The sequence below is a fragment of the bacterium genome, from assembly GCA_035454885.1.
Lineage (GTDB): Bacteria > UBA10199 > UBA10199 > JACPAL01.
In genome coordinates this window covers 52,660-65,598 of the sequence record DATIGE010000038.1, presented here as the reverse complement: position 1 = coordinate 65,598, position 12,939 = coordinate 52,660, and the positions used below count along the sequence as shown (strand labels likewise).

Annotated in this window: 9 protein-coding genes; 4 read left to right on the top strand and 5 right to left on the bottom strand. The window is 61.0% G+C overall.

Going from position 1 to position 12,939, the window contains the following annotated elements; genetic code table 11:
• Window positions 1-13: 13 nt before the first annotated feature.
• On the bottom strand, window positions 14-4,489 hold the full coding sequence (locus VLJ37_06770) for a choice-of-anchor Q domain-containing protein (protein ID HSA59372.1): 4,476 nt from the start codon (window positions 4,487-4,489) through the stop codon (window positions 14-16).
• Between the two features lie 194 nt (window positions 4,490-4,683).
• Between VLJ37_06770 and corA the strand changes: the two genes are divergently transcribed.
• The gene (corA, locus tag VLJ37_06765; protein HSA59371.1) at window positions 4,684-5,655 is read left to right on the top strand and encodes a magnesium/cobalt transporter CorA; all 972 of its coding nucleotides are present in this window, start codon (window positions 4,684-4,686) and stop codon (window positions 5,653-5,655) included.
• Here corA and rpiB read toward each other — a convergent pair whose 3' ends face one another.
• The 3 genes from rpiB to rpmF are packed head-to-tail and all read right to left on the bottom strand — an operon-like array spanning window position 5,656 to window position 6,533.
• Window positions 5,656-6,108, bottom strand: a complete 453-nt coding sequence (gene rpiB, locus VLJ37_06760; protein ID HSA59370.1) for a ribose 5-phosphate isomerase B — start codon at window positions 6,106-6,108, stop codon at window positions 5,656-5,658. It lies immediately after the preceding gene.
• Window positions 6,105-6,344 (bottom strand): acyl carrier protein, encoded by a 240-nt coding sequence (acpP, locus tag VLJ37_06755; GenBank protein HSA59369.1) that lies wholly within the window; start codon window positions 6,342-6,344, stop codon window positions 6,105-6,107. Before acpP ends, rpiB begins: the two co-directional genes overlap by 4 nt.
• 3 nt (window positions 6,345-6,347) lie before the next feature.
• On the bottom strand, window positions 6,348-6,533 hold the full coding sequence (rpmF, locus tag VLJ37_06750) for a 50S ribosomal protein L32 (GenBank protein ID HSA59368.1): 186 nt from the start codon (window positions 6,531-6,533) through the stop codon (window positions 6,348-6,350).
• A 121-nt stretch (window positions 6,534-6,654) separates the two neighbouring features.
• Here rpmF and VLJ37_06745 point away from each other — a divergent pair, with 121 nt between their 5' ends.
• The 3 genes from VLJ37_06745 to VLJ37_06735 are packed head-to-tail and all read left to right on the top strand — an operon-like array spanning window position 6,655 to window position 11,674.
• A complete protein-coding gene (locus tag VLJ37_06745; GenBank protein HSA59367.1) occupies window positions 6,655-7,251 on the top strand; it encodes a TetR/AcrR family transcriptional regulator in 597 nt (198 codons plus the stop codon).
• Window positions 7,248-8,534: a TolC family protein gene (locus VLJ37_06740; GenBank protein ID HSA59366.1), complete on the top strand. Its 1,287-nt coding sequence runs from the start codon at window positions 7,248-7,250 to the stop codon at window positions 8,532-8,534. Before VLJ37_06745 ends, VLJ37_06740 begins: the two co-directional genes overlap by 4 nt.
• Window positions 8,531-11,674, top strand: a complete 3,144-nt coding sequence (locus tag VLJ37_06735; protein ID HSA59365.1) for an efflux RND transporter permease subunit — start codon at window positions 8,531-8,533, stop codon at window positions 11,672-11,674. The genes VLJ37_06740 and VLJ37_06735 overlap by 4 nt, the downstream gene beginning before the upstream one ends.
• Here VLJ37_06735 and VLJ37_06730 read toward each other — a convergent pair.
• A complete protein-coding gene (locus VLJ37_06730) occupies window positions 11,671-12,891 on the bottom strand; it encodes a hypothetical protein (GenBank protein HSA59364.1) in 1,221 nt (406 codons plus the stop codon). The genes VLJ37_06735 and VLJ37_06730 overlap by 4 nt on opposite strands.
• Window positions 12,892-12,939: the final 48 nt, after the last annotated feature.

Sequence of the window (12,939 nt, the reverse complement as noted above, 5' to 3'; positions counted from 1 at the left end):
CCCCCAATGTCATTTATCGAATCAAAGAACAACCACCGCTACCGCCGCCGTCCGTATCGCAGGCGTCACCGATGCCATCGGCATCCGCATCCGCCTGGTCGGCGTTGTCATCGTCCACGCAGTTGTCGCAGGCGTCGCCGACACCGTCACCGTCCGCATCGGCCTGGTCGGCGTTCGCGTCAGCGGGGCAGTTGTCATCCACGTCGAGAACGCCGTCGTCGTCGTCATCCTCGTCGTCGACGGGGCCAACCGCCGCCGAGACTTCGACTGCGCCCAGATCACAATTGTCACCCTGGGGCCGTGCAACGCCGTTCTGATCCGTCGGTTCGCAGGACCCATTATCGCCCGCATTGATCGCCGGGCTCCCGGCTTGGAGACCGATGGTCTTGGCGGGCTCCTTGGGGTCGTCCCCCTGATCGGAACCGCCGTTGTCGGCCAGCCCGGCGGGAGCGAACAGGGGATCCGCTTCTATGAGGAGACTCAATTGGCCCTGAAGTTCGCATCCGGATGTGTCTTGAATGAGGTTGGGGCCAAGGATCTCGATACTGTCTCCGTCAATGGTAAAGTTGTTGTAGCAGTCCGGGGCTTCATGGCCGGGGCTGGCGTCGAGATTTCCCGCGAGGATGCTGTTGGTGACCGCCACGCGGTCAATGTTGTAAATGCCTCCGCCGTCGCCGCCACTGAGGCCACCTTCATTGGCATCGGCGACGTTGCCGGTCATCGTGACATTGTTGAGGCTCGTACCTTCATCGTCGGAGTAGATTCCGCCGCCATGACCGTCGGCGCGGTTGTTCGCGATCGTGGTGTTCGTGAGGAGCAGGGGGTACGTATTCCAAATACCGCCGCCCTGGCTGTCATCAGAACCGTCGTCACCGAGGGCCGCATTCCCCGAGATCGTGCTGTTACGGATCACCGTGGGCTCGCAATCCGTATAGATGCCGCCGCCGTGATTGTTTGCCGCAACGTTGCCGGCGATGGTGCTGTTATCGATGATGGCGTATCCGTCTTGATAAATGCCGCCCCCGATATCACCTTTGGACAGGTTATTGATGATCAAGCTGTTGGTCACATAGAGGTGATAGCAATCGTCGTTGCTGATGCCGCCGCCATTGCCGGATCCATCATCGTCGGCATCGGCGACATTGTTGGAAATCGTGCTATTGATGATATTGACGGCGTAATAATCATTGTAAATTCCGCCGCCGTCGTCGTCGGCCCGATTACCGTCGATGGTCGAGTTCATGATGGTCATGATCCCGCCGTCCTCGTTTGCGACTCCCCCGCCATAACCGGAGGAGCTCGTCGCCACGTTGTCTTGGATCAAGCAATTGTCGATCAGGATGGTGTAGTCGTTTTCAATGCCACCGCCTTGGCTTCCTTCGGAACGGTTACCGATAAAGTCGGAATTGAGGACATACACGGAAGCGTATTCGTTCCAAAGACCGCCGCCATAGTTTCCGTCCGACACATTGTTCGTGATCCGGCTGTTGATCACCTCCAATGTTCCGCAGTCGATGTAGACGCCGCCACCGCCGTTGCTGACCGCCGTATTTCCGTCGATTTCGCTGTTGGAGATAATTCCCGAGGTGGCGTCGCCGCACGAGAACCAGAGGCCACCGCCGTTATCACCCGACTTGTTGTTGGAGACCGAACTGTTGGTCAGAATCAGGGAACCGTCATCCGGCAGGGCGATACCGCCCCCCGCGGAGCTGGCAACCGTATCCGAGTCGTTCCCGTCAACGGCGCTATCGAGCACCGTAAGCACGCCGTGATTGCTGACCAGAATGCCGCCCCCCTCACCGGACGACGGCTGTCCGCCGGTGATCGTCAGGCCTTGGAACGTAACGCCAACGCCGGTATCGTCCGGATCGATTTCAAAGACGCGGGCGCCTGTGACAGCGCCGTCGGCATCGATGACCGTGCTACCGGGACCTGCCCCCCGAATCGTGATGCTCTTGTCGACATCCAGGTCCGCGTTCGCGTCCGTCTCGGCAAAGAACGTCGACCCTGCCGTGTCGAGCACGATCGTACAGGCCGGGATCTGGATCGTGTCGCAATCCTGAACCGAGGCGCTGTGGATCAACTGGCGGAGTGTCCCCACCGAGCCGTCGTCGCCACAGTTGGTGACCGTGAAGGTCGCCGGGGTCGTGCAGTCGGCCTGGGCCACCGCCGGAATCAAGGGCAGGACCAATCCGCCCAAGAGCGCCATTTTTTTGAACGATTTCTTTCGGATCATAAACATCCCCGCTACGGTCATGAGAGAGAGGAGACCCACAAGGCCGCCTCCGGAAGAACCGGCCGTCATGAGCGAGCATCCGCCGCCGCCACCTCCTGAATCACAGGCGTCGCCGATGCCGTCGCCGTCCGCGTCGGCCTGATCCGCGTTGTCATCGTCCACGCAGTTGTCGCAGGCGTCGCCGACGCCATCCCCGTCAGTATCGGCCTGGTCGGCGTTCGCATCGGAGGGACAGTTGTCGTCGACGTCCAGGACGCCGTCGTCGTCATCGTCGTCATCGTCGATAGGGCCCGCCCCACCTTCAACCTCCACGGCACCCAGGTCACATTCGGCTCCCTGGGGACGGCTGACACCTCTCTCGTCGGTTGTCGCACAGACCCCTGTATCGCCGGCGTCAACGGCCGGGCTCCCGCTTTGGAGCGAGACCGTTTGGATGACTAGAAGACTGTCAGGATCGCCCGCAGAGGTGCCGCTGTTGTCGGCCAATCCCGCCGCGTCAAAGAGAGGATCGGCCTCCACAACCAATTCCTTGAAACCCGTGATTTCGCAGTTGGAGGTGTCCTGGACAAGGTTGGGACCACCCGCAGTCATTTCATTTGAAACGCCGCTGAAATCATTGAAGCAATCCGGGGCGCCGGGGCCCGGACCGACATCTGCATTTCCCGCGATGATGCTATTGACCATGACGACCCGCGCGTTGTTGTAAACACCGCCGCCGTCGCCCAAGGAAAGGCCGCCCTCGTTCGCGTCCGCCGTATTAAACGCAATGGTGACGTTATTGAGGGTCAACTCTTCGTCATTATAGATACCGCCGCCGCTGCCGTCGGCGGAATTGTTCACGATCGTGGAGTTGATGATATCCATCGGCTCGCAGTTGTATATGCCGCCGCCCTCGGCATCCTCACCGCTAGCATCATTGCTCTCACCCTTCGCCTGATTGCCGGAGATTGTCGTGTTGCGGATTGATGTCGGCTCGCTGCAGGCACTGATGCCCCCGCCGTCGCCGTTCGTTGTCGTGTTGTTGGCTATGAGAGAATCGACGATGATCGCATAGTCATTCTGGTAGATCCCGCCGCCGTCGGCTTCACCGTTGGAGGTATTCCCGCTCACGATGCTCCGAATGAGCGTCAGGGTGAAATTATTGTAGATGCCTCCGCCGCAACCGCCATCGCAGCCACCCGTGTTGTCTCCATCGACGTCCGCGATGTTGTCGGAAATCGTTGTGTCTTCGATCGTGATCCCTTCACTGTTATAGATCCCGCCGGCGTCGCCCTCGGCGCGGTTTCCTGAGACCGTGCTCTTGACAATGTATAAGAGGTCGTCGTTGTAAATGCCGCCGCCGTCGTTGTCGCTGGTTGTCTTATTATTGCTAATGACACAGTTATCGATGAAGGTCGTGTAATTGTTGTAGATACCGCCGCCGCTGGAATCCGCCACATTTCCACTGATCTCAGAATCGACCAGGGTAATCGCGGCGAATTCATTGGAAATGCCGCCGCCGTCACTGCCCGACTTGTTGTCGATGATCCTGCTGTTGAAGACCTCCAACTGGCCGTCGCTGTGATAGATTCCACCACCCTCGCTCCCGGCTTCGTTATCGGAAATGACGGACCCATTGGCAATAATGCCGGAGGTGCCCGATCCCGCGAAATAAATGCCGCCACCGTCGCTCGAAGCGATGTTGTGCGAAATGACCGAGTTATCGAGGGTCAATGAACTTCCGTCATCATCCAAGTGGATTCCACCGCCATTGCCGCTCGCCTCATTCCCGATCACCGCGCTGTCGATCAGTCGCAGGGATCCGTTATTTGAGAGGATAATACCGCCGCCGTCCGTGCCGGGGAGTCCATTCTGAACCGTAACCCCTTCCATCGTCACGCCGACCCCGGTGTCATCCGGATCGATCTCGAAGGCGCGATCGGCCGTATTGGGACCGTTGGCGTCGATGATGGTCGTCCCGGCGCCGGCGCCGTGGAGGGTAATGTTCTTTCGAATCTGAATCTGCCCTGGACCCGTCCCGTCATAGACGATCGTCCCGGCCGGGATGTCGATGGTGTCGCAGTCTTCGACCGTCGCCGAGTTGATGAGCTGCCGGAGGGTGCCCACCGAGCCGTCATCGGCCAGGCTCGTCACCGTGTGCGTGACGGGCGTCGTGCAATCCGCGTGAGCGGTGCCGGCCGTTAAGGCTGTGAACGGAAGAGCCAGCGCGGTCAGCGCGAAAAAAATGGAGTTACGGCGTGATTGATTTTGCATCTTAGAACCCCCTCCGTGATGCTAGGTTTTGATTATGCTCAGGTTACGGCGGCATAAAAAACATGGATGAGCCGCTTTAGTCAAGAAAGTTCGGCAAGTTCCGTATACATGCGAATACTCGGGCTGAATTTTTTCCCCGTCAAAAGGGATGGACCGGTCTCCGGGCGTCTGCTACAAATCGATACAATCCCCGTATGCTGACGATCTTCACCTACAGCGAGACCTCCGGCATGCAGGAGGTGAAGAACGCCTCCGAGATCCGCGCCCTGGTCGCCGACAAGACACGCGTGACGTGGGTGGACATTGAAAAACCGACGCCGGAGGAGACCGAACTCCTGGACGTCGCCTTCAACTTTCACCCGCTGACCATCGACGACTGTCTCTCTCCGAGACACCAGCCCAAGATCGACCAGTACGGCGATTACATCTTTCTCATCTTTCACGAGGTACTGCCGGCGGAGTCGGCCGACCGGGAATTCAAGACGGCCGAGCTCGACATGTTTTTGGGGGCGAATTTCCTGGTGACCTACCACAAGCCCAAACTCCGCAGCACCGCCATGGCGAAGGAGCGGGCGGAGCGGAACCCCAAGTCTGCGATGCGGAGCGCGGACTTCCTCATGGCCCGGCTCCTGGACGAGATGGTCAACCTTTATATGCCCGTCCTGGACCAGTTCGACCGCCGGATCGCCGTCCTGGAGGACAACGTCCTGGAACAGCATGAAAAGAACCTCCTGCCTGAAATCTTCAGTCTTAAGAGGAACTTGGCGCGTTTGAAGCGAATCTGTGCCCAGCAGATCGACATGCTGATGAGCTTGGTCAAGGAAGGTTACGACGAGGTCCTTCCCATCTCAATCCCCTACCTTTCCAACGTCCGGGACCACCTGGTGAGGATCTCCGACCGCACCGAATCCAACCGGGACGCCATCGGCGGGCTGATCGAGGCCCACCTGCTCACCTCCTCCAACAAGGCGAACGAGGTCATGAAACTCCTGACGATCTCCGCCGCCATCATGCTGCCCTTGACCGTCATCACCGGAATCTACGGGATGAACTTCAAACACATGCCGGAGCTGGAATGGGAGCACGGATACTACATGACGTTGGGGCTCTTGGTGGCGGTCGCGGGGGGGCTGATTTACTTTTTCCGGAAGAAGAAGTGGCTTTGATTATTTGAAATTCTGTTTTTCGATTTGCCGGATCTTGTCCAGCCGGCGGTCGTGGCGGCCGCCTTGATATTGGGCGTCCAGCCAGGCCGCGAGAATCTCTTCGGCCTTGCCGTTCTCCTCCAACACGCGGCCGCCCACGCAGAGGATGTTGGCGTTGTTGTGCTCCTTGGCCATTCTCGCAGAATAGGGATCGCTGACGACGGCGGCGCGGACGTTTCTGAACTTGTTGGCCACGATGCACATGCCGATGCCCGTACCGCAGACGAGCACGCCCGCGTCCGCATGGCCCTGCGAGACACGCTCGGCCACCTTGATGGCAAAGTCGGGATAATCGACGGATCCGTCGGAATCCGTGCCGAGGTCCTCGATATGGACCTTTCTCTTACTCAGGAAGGCGACGATGCGGGACTTGAGTGCGAACCCGCCGTGATCGGAGGCGATCAGAAGTTTCATGGGACGGTCTTCCGGACGTAGTCGACGGTATCCTTGACGCTCCTCATCTTTTCCGCGTCCTCATCGGAGATGTCGACCTCGAACTCTTCTTCAAGCGCCATGATGAGCTCGGCGATGTCGACGGAGTCCGCGCCCAGGTCGTCGACGATCAAATCCGACGGACCGACTTCGTCCTCCGACACTCCGAGCTGTTCTGCGATGATCGCTTTCACCCGTTGCTCGACCGCGGATGACATGGGTTACTTGGCTTCCTCGATGCGGAAGACCTCGGCCTCTCCGAGAAAGCCGCAGGACGGGCACACGCGGTGGGAGAGGCGCGGGCTGCCGCAGCGCTTGCACTTTTGCACCTGAAGTTTGGCCAGATGCTGATGGGAGCGACGGTTGTTGCGGCGCGCCCTCGACTTTTTCTTGCGTGGAACCGGCATTCAATCCTCCGAAAAAGAGCGCCAAGGGCTACCGGAGGAGGGTGCGAATGTCAACCGCCGTCAAAAAACTGGACTTGGCGGTCTCGCAAGTCTAATCTTTTGTAAGTAAGCACTTACTTGTATGAAAAAAATCCCTTCCGGAGAGCGTCGCGACAAGATCCTAAAAGCAGCTATCTCCCTGTTTTCACAGGGAGGTTTCGCAGGAACCACCACGCGGAGGATCGCGCGGAAGGCGGGGATCAGCGAGGCGCTCCTCTTTCGTCATTTTCCCAACAAAGAGCGCCTCTACGACGCCATCCTCCAAAGAAAAATGGAGGAGAGCAACCCCCGCATCCTCGGGGATCTGCCGACGGATCGGGGCCCCGAAACCTTGCTCCGGGCGCTCGCGCGGCGGCTCGTCCGCACCCACGAGGACGACCCGTCGTTCCTCCGGCTCTTTCTTTTTTCAGCGTTGGAAGACCACAAGCTCAACGACCTCTTTTTTAAGAAGAGGACGATGGCCGTCGCCGGTTTCCTGGTGGACTATTTTCGCAAGGCGATGGACGCGGGCGTTTTGGAAAAATCCGATCCGGAGACCAAGGCCCTGGCGTTTCTGGCGATGGTTTTCGGTTATATCGAATCGCGGATCATCTATAAGGTTCCGCAAGTCACGAAGCACGCCGCCGAAGAACTCATGGACGAGTACGTCGGCGTCTTTCTCCACGGAGTCCTGCCGTGAGAGCGCGACTGATCCCCATCACCCTCGCCGTTTGCCTGGCGGCGCCCGCCGCCGGGGCGGACGGCGGCGTCCTGACGCTCAAGGAGAGCTTCAAGCGCGCCCTCACACGGAGCGAGACCCTTGCCATGGAAGGGCAAGATATCAAAATCGCCGAGGCGCACTACCTTCAAGCCTTGGGCACCGTCCTTCCCCACATCGAGGTCCGGGCCAACGAGCTCCTCCAGGACACGGCGCCCGTCAGCGGCGGAGACGCGTCGGTCGGCCAGACCTTCACGCGCCGAAGCCGTCCCGAGGTCGCGGTCAATTTGAAGCAACCCCTTTTCCAGGGCCTGAGGGAGTTCAACGCCCTCAAGGCCTCCAGCGCGGAAAAAAACCGGAACACCTACCAACGCGATCGGGCACGGCAGATCCTCTTCGGCGACGTGGCCCGCGCCTACTACACGGTGCTGGAACTCGAGGATCAGCTTAAGATCGAGCAGTCGCTCCGCGCGACGCTTCAAAAACGCGTCGACGATCTTAAAAATCGGATCCTCTTGGGAAAATCGCGCGAGAGCGAGCTTCTCACGACGGAGGCGGGGCTGGCGCAGAACGAGGCCAACCAGGAGGAGACCAAGGGTCTGATCCTCTCCGCACGCGACTTCTTGGCATTCTTGGTCGGCGAACCGGTCACCGCTCGGTTGGTCGACGAGTTCCCGGTACCGAAGATAGCCGGGCTTGAGACGTTTCTGGATCAAGGCGACCGGCGCCCCGACGTGAACGCCTCGAAGGAGCAAGTCCGGCTCTCCAAGGGCCGTCTCGATTACGAGAAAGGGGGCCGCTACCCGACCGTGGATGTAGAGGCGAATTATTACCCCTACCGCGTTGGTTTCTTGAGCGACATCGACTGGGACGTGAACTTCGCCCTCACCGTTCCCGTCTTCAAGGGAGGCGCCACGCGCGGCCTGATCCGCGAGGCCGCGGCCGGTCTCAAGCAATCCGAACTCGCCCATGAAGAAAGCCGGAGGAAGGCGGACCTCGAAATCCGCCAGGCTTATCACGAACTTCAGTCGGCCAGATCGCGGGAGGCCGCCCTGAGGAAGGCCGAGAAAAAATACGGAGCCGACTACAACTCCCAGCTTGAGGAGTACACCCTCGGTCTGGTCAATAACCTGGACGTACTCCAATCGCTCCGCAACTGGCAGGAGAGCCGACTCGACACCAATCGCTCCCACTACGAGACGAAGCTCGAATACCTGGGGCTCCTGATCGCAACCGGCGACGTGCCGCCGAAGGTGCTTGAATGACCCTTTCTGATCTCTCCATCAAGAATCCTGTTTTTGCCTGGATGATCATGGTGGGTCTGATCGTGTTCGGCTGGGTGAGCTTCACACGCATGGGCATCAGCCAGCTCCCGGACGTCGATTTTCCGGTCGTGACCGTCTCCGTCACCTGGGAGGGCGCGGCTCCCGAGGTGATGGAAACGGAGGTCACCGACGTCATCGAGGACGTGGTGATGTCGATCGAGGGGATCAAGGAGGTGAGCTCCAATTCCCGCCAGGGGCGGGCCAACATCACGATCGAATTCGAGCTCTCCCGCGACATCGACGCCGCCCTCCAAGAGGTCCAGACCAAGATCACCCAGGCCCAGCGGGACCTCCCCAATGACATCGACCCTCCGGTCGTCACGAAGACCAACCCGGAGGACCAGCCCATCCTGTGGGCGGCCCTCTCGGGGGACAGGCCGCTCCGGGAGATGATGGCCTACACGCACGATTTTTTGAAAAACCAGTTCACCACCGTCTCCGGCGTGGGCGAGGTCATCCTGGGCGGCTACGTCGACCCGAACCTGCGCGTCTGGCTCTCCTCGGAGAAAATGGACGCGCTGGAGCTGACGGTCGAGGACATCATCGCGGCCATCCAAACGCAGCACGAGGAAGTCCCCGCCGGCTACATCGACACGGGCGACCGGGAGCTCAACGTCCGGGTCATGGGCGAAGCGGCGAATCCCCGGGACTTCGAAAGGATCATCATCCCCTCGCGCAGCGGGGAGGCCATTTGGAAGACGATCCGTATCGGCGAGGCCGCGAGCGTGGAGGACGGGCTGGACGACGTCCGCCGCATCTCGCGCCACCAAGGCAAGCCGGCCGTCGGTCTGGGAGTCAAGAAACAGCGCGGCTCGAACGCCGTCGAGGTCGCCCGCGGCGTCAAGGAGCGGATCGCATCCCTTCAAAAGAACCTACCCGAGGGGATGCACCTCAACATCGTCTTCGACAGCACGCGCTACATCGAGCAATCCACGCACGAGCTCAACTTCACGCTGATCCTGTCCGCCCTCCTGACCGCCCTGGTCTGCTGGCTTTTCTTAGGATCCTGGAGCTCGACCTTGAACGTGCTGCTGGCCATTCCCACGTCGGTGATCGGGGCCTTCACGATCCTCTACTTCATGGGGTTCACCCTCAACACGTTCACGCTGCTCGGCCTCTCGCTCGCCATCGGCATCGTGGTCGACGACGCCATTATGGTGCTGGAAAACATCGTCCGCCACCGGGAGCACGGCCAGTCCCGCATCCGCGCGGCGATCGTCGGGGCGCGCGAGATCACCTTCGCCGCCATGGCCTCCACCGTCGCGATCCTGGCCATCTTCCTTCCCGTCGTCTTCATGAAGGGGATCATGGGGCGGTTCTTCTATCAGTTCGGCGTAACGATGACCGTCGCAGTCCTGCTTTCCCTTCTCGAGGCCCTGACGCTCGCCCCGATGCGGTGCTCGCAATACCTCGAAGTGGGCCATGCCAACTGGCTCGCCCGGAACGTGGACGCCCTCATGGACCGGCTCGCGAAGGCCTACCGCCGTTCCTTGGAAATCCTGCTCGGCCGCCGCTGGACGGTCATTGTCGCGGCCTCTGTTCTCTTCGCGGGGTCGCTCTTTCTCACGCAGTTCATCCGGAAGGAATTCGTGCCGCCTCAGGACGAAGGCCGCTTCCTGATCCGCCTCCAGACGCCCATCGGGTCCTCCATCGGCGCGACCGACGAGGTCATGAAGAAGGCGGAGGCCTATATGATGGGCCGGCCGGACATCAAATACTACTACGCCGCGATCGGCGGTTTCGGCGGAGGGGAGGTCAACACGGGGATGCTGTTCGTCACCATGGACCCCTTGAACGAGCGCAAGGCGGTCGCCCCGAACAAGAAGCCCCTCCGGCAACAAGAGATCATGGGCGCCGTCCGCGAGGCGTTGGGCAAGATACCCGGCGTCTACCGCGTCGTCGTCCAGGATCTTTCCCAGCAGGGATTCTCCGCGCAGCGCGGGTTTCCGGTCGAGTTCACGATCCGCGGGCCCGAGTGGGACAAGCTCGCCTCTCTGAGCGAAACCCTCATGGAGAAGATGCGCGCGACGGACCTGATGACCGACGTCGACACCGACTACCTCCTGGGCATGCCGGAAGTCCGCGTGGTTCCGGACCGCGAGAAAGCGGGCGAGCGCGGCGTCAGCATCGAGACGATCGGCAACACGGTCAACGCGATGATCGGAGGACTCCGCGTCGGCAAGTACACCCAGGGGGGCAAGCGATACGACATCCGCGTCCGCCTGGTGGACAAGGACCGCTCCCGCCCGCAAGACATCGACCGCATCTGGGTGCGCAACAACCGCGGCGAACTGATCCGTCTGTCGGAGGTCGTGACGACCGAGGAGAAGCCCACGCTCCAGAGCATCACGAGACGCAACCGCGAACGGGCCATCGGCCTCTTCGCCAACGTCGCCGCGGGCAAGTCGCAGGCGGATGCCCTCAAAAAGGTGGAAGAGATCGGACGGGAGGTGTTGCCCGACGGTTACCGTCTTGTCTTCTCCGGCAGCGCGCAGACCTTCCGCGAGTCCTTTAGCACCCTCTTGTTCGCGCTCTACATGGGCATCTTCGTCGCCTACATGGTGCTTGCGTCCCAGTTCAACAGCTTCATCCACCCCTTCACGGTCCTGCTGGCCCTCCCCTTCAGCGTGACGGGCGCGTTCATCGCGCTGATCTTGGGAGGGCAGTCGCTCAACATCTACAGCCTGATCGGCATCATCCTGCTCATGGGCATCGTGAAGAAGAATTCGATCCTGCTGATCGACTTTACCAACGAGCGGCGCAAGCAGGGTCTGCCCGTCCGCGAGGCCCTGCTCGAAGCCTGCCCCATCCGGCTCCGGCCGATCCTGATGACGGCGCTCGCGACGGTCGCCGCCGCGATCCCTCCCGCCCTGGGATTCGGCCCCGGCGCCGAGGTGCGCATCCCGATGGCCCTGGTGGTCATCGGAGGCGTGTTGGTCTCGACCTTTCTCACCCTCTTCGTCGTCCCCTGCGCCTACAGCCTGCTCTCGCGGTTCGAAAGCCGCCGGCACGACCGGGATCTGAGGCAGGCCCTGGTGGAATTGGGGGAACTGGCGCCGACAAAGGACGCGGCCGTCTAGTCGGACTTGGAGATCAGGGTCCAGGAATCGCGTATGACCCCGAATTCTTCGCGTTGGATCCAACGTTCGATCGCCCTCTTCTGGTGACGATTGGGCCTGGCCATCCAACGGACCCCTACCGGGATCCGGACGTCTTCGGCGGAGGGCCGGCCGGATGTGTAGATTTCGTAAAGCAAACGGGCCTGCGTCCCGATCTCGGGCGATCCGATCTCGTAGACGGTGCCGCGGGGCGAATTCCTTTCCGGCATCTGATAGACGAAACCCGCGAAGGCCCCGTTGTGGGCGACGGAAACGAAGATCACCGGCACGGGCATCAGCCTTTCCAACTCCTCCCGCGAGCCCGACTGGGCCGCCCGCGTCATGGATTCTGTCCAGAGCATGGTCACTCCCATGACGGCGCCCTCCGGCGAAGGCAGGACCTTTCGCGCATATCGGGCGTTGGATTCGTGCAAGGAAGGATCGATCTCGTGGATGACGCCTCCGTCGGTCCGGCGGCGGCGCATCGTGGTCCGCGGCAGGACGGGCTCGCTCCCGTGAATCGATTCCAGGAGGAAACGGATCTCCGAAGGCTGACCGGAGAGGTCCGGCCGACGCTCGCCCTCCGCATGCCGGTCCAAGCCCTGGACGACCAGCCGCTCGGGGCCGTAGCCGCTCAGATAGAATCTCCTCAAGTCGTGGCTGTAGACGAAGAAGGCATATTCCATCTCATCCGAGACTTTGAGGGGTGCAGTGTCCGGTTTGCGCTCCGTCGGCTGGACCGATCGCAAGACGCCGTAGCGTGGATCGAAGGCCGCGCGAAAATACAGAACACCGGCCTGTCCCGTCGGCGAATAACGCGTGTGGCGATAGCGCAAGGCCCGGAAAAGGGCGACGCCCAGCTTCTCGCGCCATGTCCAAAGCCGTTTTCGCGCCCGAGACGCAAGAAGAGATTCGGAGCGCCAGAGTGGAGGAAGAACCGATGATGAACTTTCGGCGTTCCTCGTCAAGGCAATCAACTGCCGGAGAGCGCCTTCTTGCGTTTCCCGGTCAGCGAGAAGCGCACGCAGACGGTCCGCCTCCGAGACATCCAAGCCCGGTCGGTCATCCGGGCAGGCATGCTGAAGGAGGTTCAAGGCCAGGCGCGCGGTAGGAAGGGCCGACGCGCTCTCTCCAGCCCTGACGAAACCGTCGATTCGGTTGCCGAGCAAGAGCAATTGATTCCAGACACCCGAGACCATGAACGCTCCGTGGCCGCATTATCGGTCCGGGAGGCCCCGGGTTGCTTA